Raw genomic sequence first — 14,703 nt, forward strand, 5'->3', positions numbered from 1 at the left:
CGTGAACGCGTACGGGCCCCGGCCCCTGTGACGGCAAGGCGTGCCCTGCCGTACCCGCGTGCGGTCAGCCCCAGCGGTACCCGTCGCCGAACAGCAGGGTGTGCTCCAGCACGTCCTCCATGGGGTCGTCGACCTGCCCGACGTTGACGAGTCCGATCCGGGGACCGTTGTGCGAGGCGTGGTTGGTCTCGTCGGCGTGCGCGGCGCCGGCCGACCCCCCGCACATCAGCACCGCGGCCAGCCCTGCCGCGACCACCCGCACCACGGTCCTCGCCCGGTCGTTCCTCATCCCTCGGCCCCTCATCTCATCGGTTCGGCGACTCATCGGACACTGCGTCCGACAGTTCATCTGCCTACACCACACGAAGGTCACGCCGAGCAACCCTTACGGGGTCAGTTGTGGCTGAACCCCGTGCAGGTCTCAGGTTCCCGTTGCCCCATGAACCGTGTTCGTCAGCACAGGGGTGCGGCGTGCCGAAATCGCAGAGTCCGCGATGGCCGAATCGCACCACCGATTACGGGCCGCAGTGGTGTGCCTGCCGGGGGACGGTTCCGTGGAATGAGCCATTCGGCTTCGAGACCGCTGCTGGAATGCCGCAGCTCTGAGGCCGTGGCTACGGCCTGTCCGGCGGATCTTGATGGAGAGCTGCCAAGATGCCAGCCACCAAGGGATTTGAGTCGTTCTTGCGCCAAGCAACAGCGACTCGCGTGCGTGCGGTGTTGGGTTCGATCTTGCGGAAGGCAACGCCTTTGAGGCGGATGCGGCGGATGCTCTCCGGTGCCAGGGAGACGCCCAAGCCGGTTTCCACCAGGGCACAGACCGTCTGCCATTCCACAGCGTGCTGAGTCACTTGGGGGGTGAAGCCGGCAGCGATGCAAAGATCGACGATCTGGTCGTACAGCGGCGGGCCGACGGCACGAGGCAGGAGTACGAAGGGACAGGCCGCCAACTGCTCGACCTGGACGGCTCGTTGTGCCGCGAGTGGGTGCGAGACGGGCAATACGGCCACGAACGGTTCGGCCAGCACGGTCTCGAACCCGAGCTCCGCGTCATGGGCAGGCGGCTCCCGCAACAGGCCGATGTCGATGGCCCTTTCGCGCAGAGCGACCAGTTGCGGCGCGGTGGTCATCTCCTGGATGTCCAGATGCACAGCGGGAAACCGTTCCCGGAAGGTTCGCAGCAGGCTGGGGAGGACGGTGAGCGCGAGGGAGGCGGCGAAGCCGATCCGCAGGCGGCCGGCCCTGCCGCTGCCGACTTGTCGGGCTGCGGCCAGGCCCTCTGCGAGGTGCGTGAGGGCATGCCGGGCGGCGGGGAGGAGCTCCCTGCCTGCCGGGGTGAGGTTGATGCGTCCGGGGTCTCGGCTGAACAGCGCGTGTCCGACCTTGTCCTCCAGGCGGCGGATTTGCTGGCTCAGCGGCGGCTGGGCGATGCCCAAGCGGGTGGCGGCGTGGCCGAAGTGGAGTTCCTCGGCAAGCACGACGAAGGCGTGCAGCTGGGCAAGGGGAATTTCGGGACGCTCCATATGCCTAGAGATATCACTTCATGCTTGAGACCGTATTAGACGTATCAGTGCTGGTCACCTAGCGTTCGGCGCATGACAGAGCGACGTTCCATCCTCAGCGGCTCGACGTTCGAGGAGCAGATCGGCTATGCCCGCGCCGTGATCGACGGCGACTGGGTTCATGTGTCCGGAACGACCGGATTCGACTACACCACCATGACGATCTCCGACGACGTGGTGGAGCAGGCCGAGCAATGCCTGCGCAACATCGAGGCCGCCTTGGCCGAAGCCAAGTGCACCTTCTCCGAGGTGGTGCGGGTGCGCTACCTGCTGCCCGACCGGGCCGACTTCGAGCCCTGCTGGCCGGTACTGCGTCGCGCGTTCGGCGAGGTCCGGCCGGCGGCCACCATGCTCATGTGCGGTCTTGCCGATCCCCGCATGAAGATCGAGATCGAGGTATACGCCCGACAGATCACCGCGTGACCGTTCACAGTACGGACCATGGAAGACCGTCTACGAGCGTCACCGACATTGGTCGGCTGACGGCGCTTGGGACAAGATCCTCTCAACACCGGGAAGATTAAGGACCGGGGCGTTCGCACGGGCCGGCCTGACGAGCAAGATTCATCTGGCCGGCGAGAGCGGCCGCGGCCCCTTGGCATTTCTGACCGCCCCGGGCCAGCGGGGTGACGGTTCTAAATCCCGGGGACCAACTGCGGCAAGCTCAGGGACGCTCACTTCACATTGATGCTTTCCCTGATCAGCTTGATATCCCGCATGTCCTTTTCGCGGCTGGAGCGCGTTTTCCACTCCAACACCCAAGGAAGCGGACAAAAGGGAATACCTTCCACCATCTCCGCCGAATCGATCAATTCGTCGGCGTCTGGCGCCCCTGGGAGCCACCGGTCGAAGATCTCGATGTCGCCGTCGAAGAGCACCACCATCAGGCCGTGACCTGACGGAGGTACCGTGGCGTCGGCCAGGCTCAAAGCGATCTTCCAGGCGTCTGCTCGCGCCACGATGTCGAGGTCGTTCACATCCTGCCTGAGACCGTGTGCAAGCAAGGGGCCGCTTCCGGCCACGACATAGTCGTCAGTTGGCAGGTGCAGGGTGAGCAACTCTCGGATGAAGGGGTGCTGCAGCAGTCCCAAAAGATCCTCCTAGAGGACAGGCAGCCCCACTGCCGCGCGTGCAGCCACACTCATGGCCAATGCTGCGATGACGCTTGCCAGCGTACCGGTGAGGAAGTACTTGGACGCCTGGTTGACGTGATCGACAGGAGCCCTCGCCAACGCCTTGGCCGCCAGAACCAGGGCGGCGGCCTCGGGCTGACCAGCGGCGAGGAAGGCGAACAGCAGCCCACGCTCGATGAGTCCGATCCCTCGGCCGCCGCTTCTGATCAGCGCCAGGGCAGCGTCCCTGTTCGCCCCACTGGGCAGCCTGTAGACCTCTTCCACCACTGGGTCGGTTGCCGCCTTGACGAAGGCTCCCCCACCGAAGACCGCAATGAGCAGGGCGGAGAACATCACGGCCAACGTGTCGTTGCGCAACAGCTGATCGAGGAACGTCGAGACTGTGGCCCACGCCGTCCATGTGCCGGCCAGTACCGCCAGCAGCACCGTGACGACGCCCAGCCGTTTGGTGGTGCTCAGTCCCGTGGGCAGTGGACTCGTGATCGAGAATCCGAGAGACGGCGTGGAGGAAGACCGGTACAGCAGGATGCAGCCCAGCGCCAGCAGTACCGCGGTTGCCAACGCGCCCCAGGAGCGGGGATCGTCGATGTACGGAGCGATGGCGTAGGTGCCGTACACGAGTGTGAGCAGAGTCGTCAGCCCGGGACGAGCGGTGAACCACTTCCGCTCCCAGGACACGACCAACGGTGCCGTCAGGCCGAAGAAGACCCGCACTGCTTCCAGGTTTCCCCCAACCGGCTTGGACACAGGGCGCTTTCGCTCGCTGCGATCCTAGCCGACAGCGGGCCGGGGGCCGGCAGGTGAGCGCCCTCCCGGGCCGTCCTCGGGCCGTGGAAGGGCACTCAACGTCGGCCGACGTCGACAACTGCCGACAGCTCAGCAGCAGGTGAGGGCGTTGATCGATGAGGCGGCCGCAGGTCACGGCCGCCCATGGTCAGTTGTGGCTGTGCAGGATCTCGTTCAGGCCGCCCCAGACCGCGTTGTTCGGGCGGGCCTCGACCGTGCCGGTGACCGAGTTGCGGCGGAAGAGGATGTTCGAGGCGCCGGAGAGTTCGCGGGCCTTGACGACCTGGCCGTCGGGCATGGTGACGCGGGTGCCGGCGGTGACGTAGAGGCCGGCCTCGACGACGCACTCGTCGCCCAGCGCGATGCCGACGCCCGCCTCGGCGCCGACCAGGCAGCGCTCGCCGATGGAGATGATGACGTTGCCGCCGCCGGAGAGCGTGCCCATCGTGGAGGCGCCGCCGCCGATGTCCGAGCCGTCGCCGACGACGACACCGGCGGAGATCCGGCCCTCGACCATCGACGTGCCGAGGGTGCCGGCGTTGAAGTTGACGAAGCCCTCGTGCATGACCGTGGTGCCCTCGGCGAGGTGCGCGCCGAGCCGGACGCGGTCGGCGTCGGCGATCCGGACGCCCTTGGGAGCCACGTAGTCCGTCATCCGCGGGAACTTGTCCACGGACGTCACCTGGAGGTGCAGACCCTCGGCGCGCGCGTTGAGGCGCACCTTCTCCAGCTCGTCCACGGCGACCGGGCCGAGCGAGGTCCAGGCGACGTTGGCGAGGAGGCCGAAGATGCCGTCCAGGCTCTGGCCGTGCGGCTTGACCAGACGGTGGGAGAGCAGGTGGAGGCGCAGGTACGCGTCGTGCGTGTCGATCGGCTTCTCGTCGAGCGAGGAGATGACCGTGCGGACCGCGACGACCTCGACACCGCGGCGCGTGTCCTGCCCGATCGCGGCGGTCGCGCCGCCGCCCAGCAGCTCCGCGGCGCGCTCGGCGGTCAGCCGCTCGGTGCCGGAGGGGCCCGGCTCGGCGGCGAGCTCGGGCGCGGGGAACCAGGTGTCGAGGACGGTGCCGTCGGCGGCGATCGTGGCGAGGCCGGCGGCCACGGCGCCGGTGGTACGAGGAGCAGTCGTGTCGGTCATGAGGGCAACCTAACCGCCCGGGGCGCATCCGGGCCAACCCGCGCCGGGGGCGTCTCAGAGGCCGGGCACTTTACGGACATACGGGGCCGGTCGACTCGCCCCCCGGCGGAGCGGCCCGCCCACCCCCATGGGACGGGCCGCCCACCCCCGTGGGACGTGCCGCCCGGCCCGGGCGGCGAACGTCAGCCGCGCCCGCCCGCCGTCCGCCTGCCCGCCGTTCCGCCCGCCCCCCGCCGTTCCGCCCCCGCTTGTGGCGGCGGTCCGCTCACCGGGTTCTCCCCCGCTCGTCACAACCGCTCTCCTTCGCCGACCCTCCCGTCACCCCCTGTTCGTCGATGGGCCGGAATAGGTTCGCGGTTCAGGGAATCACCCGCGCCAACGCCTCCCGCGCGTACTCCTCGTCGTAGGGCGCCCCGGTCAGCAGGACCTGGAGGCAGATGCCGTCGACGAGGGCGACGAGGGTCCGCGCGGTGACCGGGTCGGTGCGCTCGGCGAGGCACTCGGCGAAGCCGCGGCCCCACTCGTCGGCGACGGGCCGCAGGGCGGGGCGGCGCAGGGCGGCGAGGTAGAGCTCGTACTCCACCTCCAGGCCCGTACGGTCGCCGGCGAACCACTCGCCGCCCAGCGCGGCCAGTTCGGCGGCGAGGTCGGTGCCGGGGTCCCGCAGGGCCTCGCGGGCGGCGACGGCCTTCGCGTACCGCTCGTTGGCCTGTCGCAGCGCGGCGACCATGAGGTCGTCGAGGGTCTTGAAGTGGTAGGTCGTCGAACCGAGCGGGACGTCCGCCTCGGCGGCCACGGAACGGTGGCTCAGCCCGGCGATGCCCTTCTCCCCCACGACCCGGATCGCCGCGTCGATGATCCGCTGCCGCCGCTCGGGGTCGTAGCGCCGGGCCATCAGTGGGCGCCTCCCAGGTTCAGCACCACGACCCCCGCGATGATCAGCACGATCCCGGCGATCTTGGCGAAGGTCAACCCCTCCCCGAAGAGCACCAGTCCGAGGGCGGCGACCGTCGCGGTGCCGACGCCGGACCAGATCGCGTAGGCGGTGCCGATGGACATCGACTTCAGCGCCTGGGCGAGCAGGACGAAGGAGACGAGGTAGCCCACCCCGGTCACCAGGGAGGGCCACAGCTTGCTGAAGCCCTCGCTGTACTTCATGGCGGTGGTGGCGGCCACTTCGGCGGCTATGGCCGCGGCGAGCAACAGATATCCCATGTGTACGATCGTACACATGATGCGTACGCCTGTACACATCGCGCGGCACAGACGCGCTTATGGGCGGAATTGACCGCCACGGAGGCCCAAGAGGCCCTGCATTCGGGGCCGTTCCGTTATGGAAGCGCTCTCGAAAGGGCTCCCCGTACTCCCCTTGGTCCACTACTGTTTCAACGGTCAATCTCCCGATTGTGTGACGACCGCCAGGGTTTGCACACACGGGTGACACGTACCACCCTCCCTGATCCGCATGACGATTCGCGTCCGCCTTTGGCGACGCCGAAGGAACCGCGCATGCCGCCAAAAAAGCCCGGACCTGATCCGGACCAGACCACGCCCAACCTTCCGGTGCTCAGATCCGCGAAGGTGTGGGAGACGGGTGTCGCCCCGAACGACACCCGAATACCGGGCACGCGCCGCCTCTGGCTGGCCGGCGCCCTGGCCCTCGCCGTCGTGTCGTCGTGCGTCACCGCGATCACCCTCCAGGGCAGCGGACCTGATGACTCGTCGGAGAAGAACGGGCGCACCACCGCCGCCGACGACCGGGTGCTCCCCGCCCTCTCGCTGCCGCCCACGTCGCCGCCCGCGACCTCGGCACCGGACGGCAAGAGCGGTCTGTCGGAGCCGCAGGGCTCCGAGGTGGACTCGAAGAACGGTGACGGCAAGGGCAAGGACGCCGACGGTTCCAAGGGTTCCGACGACAAGCAGCAGGGCGGCGCGAAGCCGACCTCCGGGCCGTCGAAGTCGCCCGCGCCCACGAAGAAGCCGCCGTCCAGGTCGACCACGCGCAAGTCCGTACGGTCCGTCAACTACCCGGACCGCTACTGGCATCTGCGCAACGGTGTGATCCAGCTGGACCAGGTGAGCTCGCGCAGTGGCAGCGAGACCAAGGAGGACTCCTCCTTCAAGGTGGTCTCCGGCCTCGCGAACTCCTCCTGCTACTCCTTCCGCATGGCGGACGGCCGCTACGTGCGCCACCAGAGCTTCGTGCTCCGCGCGTCCGGCAACGACGGCTCCCGCCTCTTCCAGCAGGACGCCACCTTCTGCCCCCGCTCGGGCTACTCGGGTTCGGTCATGCTGGAGTCGGTGAACTACCCCGGCCACTTCGTCCGCCACCGCAGCTTCCAGCTCCGCCTGGAACGCGCCGAACACAGCGGCTCCTTCTACGCGGACGCCACGTTCAGCCTGGTGAAGGGCTTCTCCTGACCGGAGGACACCACCGCGGACATGGGTGTGGCCCCCGGCGAATCGCCGGGGGCCACACCCATGTCACGTCTCAGACGTTGAACCCGAGCGCCCGAAGCTGCTCACGGCCGTCGTCGGTGATCTTGTCGGGGCCCCACGGGGGCATCCAGACCCAGTTGATGCGCAGCTCGTTGACGAGGCCGTCCGTGGCGGACTTGGCCTGGTCCTCGATGACGTCCGTCAGCGGACAGGCCGCCGACGTCAGGGTCATGTCGATCGTCGCGATGTTCGCGTCGTCGATGTGGATGCCGTAGATCAGGCCGAGGTTGACGACGTCGATGCCGAGTTCGGGGTCGACGACGTCGTACAGGGCCTCGCGGACCTCCTCCTCGGAGGCCGGCTTCATCTCCAGGGTCTCGCTCATGCCGTCTTCCTTTCGACGTCGGCGTCGGCGCCCAGCGCCTGGGCCGTCGCGTCCTTCCACGCCATCCAGCTCAGGAGGGCGCACTTGACCCGGGCGGGGTACTTGGAGACACCGGCGAACGCGACCGCGTCCTCCAGCACCTCCTCCATCGCGTCGTCCGGCTCGATCTTCCCCTTGGACTGCATCAGCTCCAGGAAGGTCTCCTGGATCTTCCGCGCGTCGTCAAGGTCCTTGCCGACGAGGAGGTCGTTCAGCACGGAGGCCGAGGCCTGGCTGATCGAACAGCCCTGGCCCTCGTACGACACGTCCTCGACGGTCGTGCCGTCGTACTTCACTCGCAGGGTGATCTCGTCGCCGCACGTCGGGTTCACGTGGTGTACCTCGGCGTCACCGTCCCGCAAGCCCCGCCCGTGGGGGTGCTTGTAGTGGTCCAGGATGACTTCCTGGTACATCGAGTCCAGCTTCATGCGATCGCTCGTCCCCTCAGCCGAAGAAGTTCCGTACGTGCTCCAGACCGTCGACCAGGGCGTCGATCTCGGCCGGCGTGGAGTACAGATAGAACGACGCTCGGGTGGTCGCGGGAATTCCGTACCGCAGGCAGACCGGGCGGGCGCAGTGGTGGCCGACCCGGACCGCGATGCCCTCTTCGTCGAGCACCTGGCCCACGTCGTGCGGGTGGATGTCGCCGAGGGTGAAGGAGATCGCCGCCCCCCGGTCCTCGGCCGTGGCGGGGCCGATGATCCTGAGGTCCGGAACCTCCGTCAGCCGCTTCACCGCGTACTCGGTGATCGCGTGCTCATGGGCGAGGATCTTGTCCATGCCGATGGAGTTCAGGTAGTCGATCGCCGCGCCGAGGCCGACCGCCTGCGCGATCGGCGGGGTGCCCGCCTCGAACTTGTGCGGGGCGGGAGCGTACGTCGACGAGTGCATCGACACCGTCTCGATCATCTCGCCGCCGCCGAGGAACGGGGGCAGGTCCTCCAGGAGCTCCTGACGGCCCCAGAGCACGCCGATGCCCGTCGGACCGCACATCTTGTGGCCGGTGAAGGCCACGAAGTCGGCCTGGAGCGCCTGTACGTCCAGCGGCATGTGCGGCGCGGCCTGCGAGGCGTCGACGCAGACGAGCGCACCGACCTCCTGGGCGCGGCGCACTATCGCCTCGACGGGGTTCACGGTGCCGAGGATGTTGGACACCAGCACGAAGGAGACGATCTTCGTCTTCTCCGTGATGATCTCGTCGATGTTGGAGAGGTCGAGGCGGCCGTCGTCGGTCAGCCCGAACCACTTCAGCTTCGCGCCCGTGCGCTGCGCGAGCAGCTGCCACGGAACGATGTTGGAGTGGTGCTCCATCTCCGTGATGACGATCTCGGTCTCGGAGTCCACGCGGTAGGGCTCGTCGGCCCAGCCGAGCATGTTCGCCACGAGGTTCAGCGACTCGGAGGCGTTCTTGGTGAAGATCACCTCGTCGCGGCTGGGCGCGTTGATGAAGGACGCGACCTTGTCCCGCGCGCCCTCGTACAGCGCCGTGGCCTCCTCGGCGAGCACATGCACACCGCGGTGGACGTTGGCGTTGTAGCGCTCGTAGTACTCGCTCAGGGCGTCCAGCACCTGGCGCGGCTTCTGCGAGGTCGCCGCGTTGTCCAGGTAGACGAGCTTCCGGCCGTCGTGGACCTGACGGTCCAGGATGGGGAAGTCCTTGCGGATCGCCTCGGTGTCGAGGAGGCCCGGCAGCTGTGTCACGCGGATGCGCCACCCTTCGTGTATGCCTCGTAGCCCTCGTTCTCCAGCTTGTCGGCGAGCTCGGGGCCGCCGGACTCCACGATCTTGCCGTTCGCGAAGACGTGCACGTGGTCGGGCTTGATGTAGCGCAGGATGCGCGTGTAGTGCGTGATCAGCAGGGTGCCGACCTCGCCGGTCTCGCGGACGCGGTTGACGCCCTCGGAGACGACCCGGAGCGCGTCGACGTCCAGACCGGAGTCCGTCTCGTCGAGGATCGCGACCTTCGGCTTGAGCAGCTCCAGCTGGAGGATCTCGTGGCGCTTCTTCTCACCGCCGGAGAAGCCCTCGTTGACGTTGCGCTCGGCGAAGGAGGGGTCCATGTTGAGGCGCTGCATGGCCTCCTTGACCTCCTTGACCCAGGTGCGCAGCTTGGGGGCCTCGCCGCGGATGGCCGTGGCGGAGGTGCGCAGGAAGTTGGAGACCGAGACGCCGGGGACCTCGACCGGGTACTGCATCGCCAGGAACAGGCCCGCGCGGGCGCGCTCGTCGACGGACATCTCCAGGACGTCCTCGCCGTCGAGCAGCACGGTGCCGCCGGTGATCGTGTACTTCGGGTGACCCGCGAGCGAGTAGGCGAGGGTCGACTTGCCGGAGCCGTTGGGGCCCATGATGGCGTGCGTCTCGCCCTGCTTCACGGTGAGGTCGACGCCCTTGAGGATCTCCTTCGTGGCGTTGTCGGCCTCGACGGTGACGTGCAGGTCTCGGATTTCAAGCGTTGCCATGGGTGCCTCAGGACTCCTGGGTGAGGGAGACGAGCACGTCGTCCCCTTCGATCTTTACGGGGTATACGGGGACGGGGCGCGTCGCGGGAAGGCCGGACGGCTTGCCGGTGCGGAGGTCGAAGCTGGAGCCGTGCAGCCAGCACTCGATCTGACAGTCCTCCACCTCGCCCTCGGACAGCGAGACGTTCGCGTGGGAGCAGATGTCGTGGATGGCGAACACCTCTCCCTCGGTCTGTACGACCGAGACCGGCGTGCCGTCGAGCTCCACCCGCTTCGGGGTGTCCTCCTCCAGCTCGCTCAGTCCGCAAGCGCGTACGAAGGTCATCGGCCTGATCCAGACACGGTCTCCAGCTCCTCGTCGATCTTCGTAAGGAGGCGCTCCTCGATGTCGTCGACACCGATCTGCTGGACCAGCTCGGCGAAGAAGCCGCGGACGACGAGGCGGCGGGCCTCGTCGGCCGGGATGCCGCGGGCCATCAGGTAGAAGAGCTGTTCGTCGTCGAAGCGGCCGGTCGCGGAGGCGTGGCCGGCACCGACGATCTCGCCGGTCTCGATCTCCAGGTTGGGCACCGAGTCGACCCGGGCGCCGTCCGTGAGGACCAGGTTCCGGTTCATCTCGTAGGTGTCGGTGCCCTCGGCCTTGGCCTCGATCAGCACGTCGCCGATCCAGACCGCGTGGGCGCCGTCGCCCTGGAGCGCGCCCTTGTAGACCACGTTCGACTTGCAGTGCGGGGTGTTGTGGTCGACCAGGAGGCGGTGCTCCTGGTGCTGTCCCTTGTCGGTGAAGTAGAGCCCGAACAGCTCGGCCTCGCCGCCGGTGCCGGCGTAGGCGACCCGGGGGTGGAGACGGACGACGTCGCCGCCGAAGGTCACCACGACGGACTTGAAGCTCGCGTCCCGGCCGATCAGGGCGTTGTGCTGGGCGACGTGCACGGCCTTGTCGTCCCAGTCCTGCACCGAGACGACGGTCAGCTTGGCGCCGTCGCCCAGGACATAGTCCACGTTGGCGGCGAGCACCGCGTCACCGGTGTGGTCGATGACGACGACGGCCTCGGCGAAGGCACCCAGCTCGATCACCTGGTGGGCGAAGGCGGTCCCGCCCTCACCGTGCACGGCGATCCGGATCGGCTCGGCGAGCACCGTCTCCTTGGGGACGGTGATGACGCCGGCCTTCTCGAACGCCGAGTACGCCTGGGCGGCGACCCGGTCCACCGGGGTGCCGGCCCTGCCGAGGCGCGCGTCGTCACGACCGACGGCCTCGACGGTGACGCCCTCGGGGACCTGGACGTCGACCTTCAGGCCGTCGCCGGTGGCGACGGCGGTGCCGTCGTGCAGCCCGCGCAGGCGCTCCAGCGGAGTGAACCGCCACTCCTCCTCGCGGCCGTGCGGCACGGGGAAGTCCGCCACGTCGAAGGACGGGGGCGCGCTCATGCGCGTGGCGACGGTCGACTCGGCGGCCACCGCGATCGAGCCGGCGGTGGTGGAGCCCACCGGAATGTTCTGAGCCTCAGCCATGGCTGTCGGTCTGCTCTCTTCCTACGTTTTCGATCTTCGGCCCGCCCCGGAGAGGCGGGCCGCCTGCTGCTGGACCGGAGGGCGGTGCTTAGCCGACCGCGCCTTCCATCTGCAGCTCGATCAGCCGGTTGAGCTCCAGCGCGTACTCCATCGGCAGCTCCTTCGCGATCGGCTCGACGAAGCCGCGCACGATCATCGCCATCGCCTCGAACTCGCTGAGGCCACGGCTCATCAGGTAGAAGAGCTGGTCCTCGGAGACCTTGGAGACGGTCGCCTCGTGGCCCATGGACACGTCGTCCTCGCGGACGTCGACGTACGGGTACGTGTCCGAGCGGGAGATGGTGTCGACGAGCAGGGCGTCGCACAGCACGTTCGACTTGGATCCGGCGGCGCCCTCACCGATCTCGACGAGACCGCGGTAGGACGTGCGGCCGCCGCCGCGCGCCACCGACTTCGAGACGATGTTGGAGGAGGTGTTCGGCGCCATGTGGACCATCTTGGAGCCGGCGTCCTGGTGCTGGCCCTCGCCCGCGAAGGCGATGGAGAGGGTCTCGCCCTTGGCGTGCTCGCCCATCAGGTAGACGGCCGGGTACTTCATGGTGACCTTGGAGCCGATGTTGCCGTCGATCCACTCCATGGTCGCGCCCTCGTACGCCACGGCGCGCTTGGTGACCAGGTTGTAGACGTTGTTCGACCAGTTCTGGATGGTCGTGTAGCGGCAGCGGGCGCCCTTCTTCACGATGATCTCGACGACCGCGGAGTGCAGGGAGTCCGACTTGTAGATCGGGGCCGTGCAGCCCTCGACGTAGTGGACGTAGGCGTCCTCGTCGACGATGATCAGCGTCCGCTCGAACTGGCCCATGTTCTCCGTGTTGATACGGAAGTAGGCCTGGAGCGGGATCTCCACGTGCACGCCCTTCGGCACGTAGATGAAGGAGCCGCCGGACCACACCGCGGTGTTCAGCGACGCGAACTTGTTGTCGCCGACCGGGATGACGGTGCCGAAGTACTCCTTGAAGAGCTCGGGGTGCTCCTTCAGGGCGGTGTCGGTGTCGAGGAAGATGACGCCCTGCTCCTCCAGGTCCTCGCGGATCTGGTGGTAGACGACCTCGGACTCGTACTGGGCCGCGACACCGGCGACGAGGCGCTGCTTCTCCGCCTCGGGGATGCCGAGCTTGTCGTACGTGTTCTTGATGTCCTCGGGCAGGTCCTCCCAGGACTCCGCCTGCTTCTCCGTGGAGCGCACGAAGTACTTGATGTTGTCGAAGTCGATGCCCGACAGGTCCGAGCCCCAGTTCGGCATGGGCTTCTTCTCGAACAGGCGCAGGCCCTTGAGACGGAGCTTGGTCATCCACTCCGGCTCGTTCTTCTTGGCGGAGATGTCCCGGACGACGTCCTCGTTGATGCCACGCTTGGCAGAGGCGCCGGCCTCGTCGGAGTCCGCCCAGCCGTACTCGTACTTACCCAGGCCCTCGAGCTCGGGGTGGGCTGTCTCCTCGATGGGGAGAGTCATGCGGGGTTCCTCCCGGCCGTGCTTGCGGATGCGTTGGTGGCTGTCTTGGAAATTCTGGGGATGAACGTCGTGCAGACGCCGTCGCCGTGGGCGATGGTGGCCAGCCGCTGGACGTGTGTGCCGAGCAGTTCGGCGAAGAGCTCGGTCTCGGCCTCGCAGAGCTGCGGGAACTGCTCGGCCACATGGGCCACCGGGCAGTGGTGCTGGCAGAGCTGCTCACCCTGGTGGGGGTGGGGGGCACTGCGTGCCGTAGCAGCGTACCCGTCGGCACTCAAGGCCTTGGCCAGGGCTTCGGTCTTCTCATCGGGGTCCGCGGCCTCGACGGCCTTGCGGTAGGCACCGGCCTGGGCGGCGACCCGGGCGCGGGCGAAGGCGGCGACCGCCTGCTCCCCGCCCTCCTGGTCGGCGATCCAGCGGAGCGCGTCGGTGGCGAGCTTGTCGTACGACTGGTCGAAGGCGTCCCGTCCGCAGTCCGTCAGGGCGAACACCTTGGCCGGGCGCCCGCGCGTACGCGTGCCGTAGACGCGCTGTTCACGGGGCTGCACGACATCGTCGGAGACCAGGGCGTCGAGGTGCCGGCGGACAGCCGCCTGGGTCAGCCCCAGACGCCCGGCGAGGTCGGCCACGGTGGACGGGCCGTGGGACAGGATGGACCGCGCGACCCGGTTACGGGTGGACCGCTCACCGGTCGCGAGTTCCTCCTGCGGAGCCTCGCCGACGTTTTTCACAACGCCATTGTTGCGTAATTCCGCAGAGCTGGGCAAGCCGCGTCCCGCCGGACGGGCGGTGCCGTGCATCACTTAGGCATACCTAAGCTGACCTGGGGAAACGATCACTGATCGATCAAACCGGTGGCGTCGCCGCAGCCCCTCGGGAAGACTGCCACACCATGTCGACAACCCCTCCCACCGGCCCTCTTGTCACCCGCGCCGGCCTGGCGGCGGACCTGCGCGCCGCCGGGGTCGAGCCCGGCGAGACCCTCCTCGTGCACTCCTCGCTCAGCTCGCTCGGCTGGGTCTGCGGAGGCGCCGTGACGGTCGTCCACGCGCTGCTCGACGCACTCGGTCCGGACGGCACCCTGGTCGTCCCCAGTCAGTCCGGCGACCTCTCGGACCCCGCGCTCTGGGGGCGCCCGCCGGTGCCCGAGGAGTGGTGGGAGACCATCCGCGCGACCATGCCCGGCTACGACCCGGCGACCACCCCCACCCGCGGGGTCGGGGTGATCCCCGAGACGGTACGGACCTGGCCGGGCGCCCTGCGCAGCGCGCACCCGCAGACGTCGTTCGCTGCGATCGGCCCGGGCGCGGCGGCGATCCTCGCGGACCACGCCCCCGACTGCCGCCTGGGCGAGCGCAGCCCCCTGGCCCGGCTGGAGGCGGCGGGCGCCCGGGTCCTGCTGCTCGGCGCGGGCTACGACTCCTGCACCTGCTTCCACCTGGCCGAGTACCGGATCCCCGCACCCCTGGTCGAGGTCGGCCGGCCGGGGCCGGACGGCTGGGAGGTGGTGACCGAGGTGTCCATCGACTCGGACCGCTTCGACGAGCTCGGGTACGACTTCGAACGCGACCGCGGCATCCGCCGGACCAGGGTGGGCGGGGCGGACGTACGTCTCTTCCCGGTGGCGGACGCCGTGGCGTACGCCGAGCGCTGGCTCCCGGTGCACCGTCCCCGTGAGGAGGAGATCTCCGGACCCGCCCGTCTCGGCACCCGGCCGCGTACCTAGACTCGGGC

The 14,703-nt window shown here is 68.5% G+C and carries 18 protein-coding genes and 1 pseudogene; 4 read left to right on the top strand and 15 right to left on the bottom strand.

Going from position 1 to position 14,703, the window contains the following annotated elements; translation table 11 throughout:
- Positions 1-64: 64 nt before the first annotated feature.
- The gene (locus GWK25_RS29740) at positions 65-289 is read right to left on the bottom strand and encodes a hypothetical protein (protein WP_215454478.1); all 225 of its coding nucleotides are present in this window, start codon (positions 287-289) and stop codon (positions 65-67) included.
- A 325-nt stretch (positions 290-614) separates the two neighbouring features.
- Positions 615-1,523 carry a LysR family transcriptional regulator gene (locus tag GWK25_RS29745; protein WP_215454479.1) on the bottom strand — a complete coding sequence of 303 codons (909 nt, stop codon included), beginning with the start codon at positions 1,521-1,523 and terminating at the stop codon, positions 615-617.
- A gap of 72 nt (positions 1,524-1,595) precedes the next feature.
- Here GWK25_RS29745 and GWK25_RS29750 point away from each other — a divergent pair, with 72 nt between their 5' ends.
- Positions 1,596-1,985: a RidA family protein gene (locus tag GWK25_RS29750; protein WP_215454480.1), complete on the top strand. Its 390-nt coding sequence runs from the start codon at positions 1,596-1,598 to the stop codon at positions 1,983-1,985.
- A 10-nt stretch (positions 1,986-1,995) separates the two neighbouring features.
- A pseudogene (locus tag GWK25_RS43900) lies at positions 1,996-2,193 on the top strand (hypothetical protein); the annotation flags it as partial.
- 43 nt (positions 2,194-2,236) lie between these two features.
- Here the strand turns inward: GWK25_RS43900 and GWK25_RS29755 are convergent.
- The 5 genes from GWK25_RS29755 to GWK25_RS29775 form a co-directional block, all read right to left on the bottom strand.
- Positions 2,237-2,653: a hypothetical protein gene (locus GWK25_RS29755; protein WP_215454481.1), complete on the bottom strand. Its 417-nt coding sequence runs from the start codon at positions 2,651-2,653 to the stop codon at positions 2,237-2,239.
- A 9-nt stretch (positions 2,654-2,662) separates the two neighbouring features.
- The gene (locus GWK25_RS29760; RefSeq protein ID WP_215454482.1) at positions 2,663-3,409 is read right to left on the bottom strand and encodes a hypothetical protein; all 747 of its coding nucleotides are present in this window, start codon (positions 3,407-3,409) and stop codon (positions 2,663-2,665) included.
- A 220-nt stretch (positions 3,410-3,629) separates the two neighbouring features.
- On the bottom strand, positions 3,630-4,619 hold the full coding sequence (dapD, locus tag GWK25_RS29765) for a 2,3,4,5-tetrahydropyridine-2,6-dicarboxylate N-succinyltransferase (RefSeq protein ID WP_184895571.1): 990 nt from the start codon (positions 4,617-4,619) through the stop codon (positions 3,630-3,632).
- A gap of 358 nt (positions 4,620-4,977) precedes the next feature.
- The gene (locus tag GWK25_RS29770) at positions 4,978-5,514 is read right to left on the bottom strand and encodes a TetR/AcrR family transcriptional regulator (RefSeq protein WP_215454483.1); all 537 of its coding nucleotides are present in this window, start codon (positions 5,512-5,514) and stop codon (positions 4,978-4,980) included.
- A complete protein-coding gene (locus GWK25_RS29775) occupies positions 5,514-5,834 on the bottom strand; it encodes a multidrug efflux SMR transporter (RefSeq protein WP_215454484.1) in 321 nt (106 codons plus the stop codon). Before GWK25_RS29775 ends, GWK25_RS29770 begins: the two co-directional genes overlap by 1 nt.
- A 294-nt stretch (positions 5,835-6,128) precedes the next feature.
- On the opposite strand from GWK25_RS29775, the gene GWK25_RS29780 reads away from it, so the two are divergent.
- Complete coding sequence (locus tag GWK25_RS29780) at positions 6,129-7,040, top strand: AbfB domain-containing protein (protein WP_251829096.1); 912 nt, start codon at positions 6,129-6,131, stop codon at positions 7,038-7,040.
- A gap of 70 nt (positions 7,041-7,110) precedes the next feature.
- Here the strand turns inward: GWK25_RS29780 and GWK25_RS29785 are convergent, their stop codons facing one another.
- The 8 genes from GWK25_RS29785 to GWK25_RS29820 all read right to left on the bottom strand — a co-directional run bounded on the left by GWK25_RS29785 (position 7,111) and on the right by GWK25_RS29820 (position 13,700).
- Complete coding sequence (locus GWK25_RS29785) at positions 7,111-7,443, bottom strand: metal-sulfur cluster assembly factor (RefSeq protein WP_020130530.1); 333 nt, start codon at positions 7,441-7,443, stop codon at positions 7,111-7,113.
- Positions 7,440-7,910 (bottom strand): Fe-S cluster assembly sulfur transfer protein SufU, encoded by a 471-nt coding sequence (gene sufU / locus GWK25_RS29790; protein WP_215454485.1) that lies wholly within the window; start codon positions 7,908-7,910, stop codon positions 7,440-7,442. The genes GWK25_RS29785 and sufU overlap by 4 nt, the downstream gene beginning before the upstream one ends.
- Before the next feature lie 16 nt (positions 7,911-7,926).
- On the bottom strand, positions 7,927-9,183 hold the full coding sequence (locus GWK25_RS29795; RefSeq protein WP_215454486.1) for a cysteine desulfurase: 1,257 nt from the start codon (positions 9,181-9,183) through the stop codon (positions 7,927-7,929).
- On the bottom strand, positions 9,180-9,944 hold the full coding sequence (sufC, locus tag GWK25_RS29800) for a Fe-S cluster assembly ATPase SufC (protein WP_184895559.1): 765 nt from the start codon (positions 9,942-9,944) through the stop codon (positions 9,180-9,182). Before sufC ends, GWK25_RS29795 begins: the two co-directional genes overlap by 4 nt.
- A 7-nt stretch (positions 9,945-9,951) precedes the next feature.
- Complete coding sequence (locus tag GWK25_RS29805; protein ID WP_048585098.1) at positions 9,952-10,269, bottom strand: non-heme iron oxygenase ferredoxin subunit; 318 nt, start codon at positions 10,267-10,269, stop codon at positions 9,952-9,954.
- Positions 10,266-11,459 carry a Fe-S cluster assembly protein SufD gene (gene sufD, locus GWK25_RS29810; protein WP_215454487.1) on the bottom strand — a complete coding sequence of 398 codons (1,194 nt, stop codon included), beginning with the start codon at positions 11,457-11,459 and terminating at the stop codon, positions 10,266-10,268. The genes GWK25_RS29805 and sufD overlap by 4 nt, the downstream gene beginning before the upstream one ends.
- 88 nt (positions 11,460-11,547) lie before the next feature.
- The gene (sufB, locus tag GWK25_RS29815; RefSeq protein ID WP_184895554.1) at positions 11,548-12,972 is read right to left on the bottom strand and encodes a Fe-S cluster assembly protein SufB; all 1,425 of its coding nucleotides are present in this window, start codon (positions 12,970-12,972) and stop codon (positions 11,548-11,550) included.
- The gene (locus GWK25_RS29820) at positions 12,969-13,700 is read right to left on the bottom strand and encodes a metalloregulator ArsR/SmtB family transcription factor (protein WP_086799342.1); all 732 of its coding nucleotides are present in this window, start codon (positions 13,698-13,700) and stop codon (positions 12,969-12,971) included. Before GWK25_RS29820 ends, sufB begins: the two co-directional genes overlap by 4 nt.
- 161 nt (positions 13,701-13,861) lie before the next feature.
- On the opposite strand from GWK25_RS29820, the gene GWK25_RS29825 reads away from it, so the two are divergent.
- The gene (locus tag GWK25_RS29825; protein ID WP_215454488.1) at positions 13,862-14,695 is read left to right on the top strand and encodes an aminoglycoside N(3)-acetyltransferase; all 834 of its coding nucleotides are present in this window, start codon (positions 13,862-13,864) and stop codon (positions 14,693-14,695) included.
- The last annotated feature ends 8 nt before the right edge of the window (positions 14,696-14,703 follow it).

The organism is Streptomyces sp. ATCC 21386, from assembly GCF_018728545.1.
In the GTDB taxonomy this organism is placed as follows: Bacteria; Actinomycetota; Actinomycetes; order Streptomycetales; family Streptomycetaceae; genus Streptomyces.

Coding starts and splice junctions, on each gene's coding strand:
- sufU (WP_215454485.1), bottom strand. CDS start 7,910: ATGAAGCTGGACTCGATGTACCAGGAAGTCATCCTGGACCACTACAAG.
- GWK25_RS29750 (WP_215454480.1), top strand. CDS start 1,596: ATGACAGAGCGACGTTCCATCCTCAGCGGCTCGACGTTCGAGGAGCAG.
- GWK25_RS29745 (WP_215454479.1), bottom strand. CDS start 1,523: ATGGAGCGTCCCGAAATTCCCCTTGCCCAGCTGCACGCCTTCGTCGTG.
- GWK25_RS29780 (WP_251829096.1), top strand. CDS start 6,129: ATGCCGCCAAAAAAGCCCGGACCTGATCCGGACCAGACCACGCCCAAC.
- GWK25_RS29770 (WP_215454483.1), bottom strand. CDS start 5,514: ATGGCCCGGCGCTACGACCCCGAGCGGCGGCAGCGGATCATCGACGCG.
- dapD (WP_184895571.1), bottom strand. CDS start 4,619: ATGACCGACACGACTGCTCCTCGTACCACCGGCGCCGTGGCCGCCGGC.
- sufD (WP_215454487.1), bottom strand. CDS start 11,459: ATGGCTGAGGCTCAGAACATTCCGGTGGGCTCCACCACCGCCGGCTCG.
- GWK25_RS29825 (WP_215454488.1), top strand. CDS start 13,862: ATGTCGACAACCCCTCCCACCGGCCCTCTTGTCACCCGCGCCGGCCTG.
- sufB (WP_184895554.1), bottom strand. CDS start 12,972: ATGACTCTCCCCATCGAGGAGACAGCCCACCCCGAGCTCGAGGGCCTG.
- GWK25_RS29740 (WP_215454478.1), bottom strand. CDS start 289: ATGAGGAACGACCGGGCGAGGACCGTGGTGCGGGTGGTCGCGGCAGGG.
- sufC (WP_184895559.1), bottom strand. CDS start 9,944: ATGGCAACGCTTGAAATCCGAGACCTGCACGTCACCGTCGAGGCCGAC.
- GWK25_RS29775 (WP_215454484.1), bottom strand. CDS start 5,834: ATGGGATATCTGTTGCTCGCCGCGGCCATAGCCGCCGAAGTGGCCGCC.
- GWK25_RS29785 (WP_020130530.1), bottom strand. CDS start 7,443: ATGAGCGAGACCCTGGAGATGAAGCCGGCCTCCGAGGAGGAGGTCCGC.
- GWK25_RS29805 (WP_048585098.1), bottom strand. CDS start 10,269: ATGACCTTCGTACGCGCTTGCGGACTGAGCGAGCTGGAGGAGGACACC.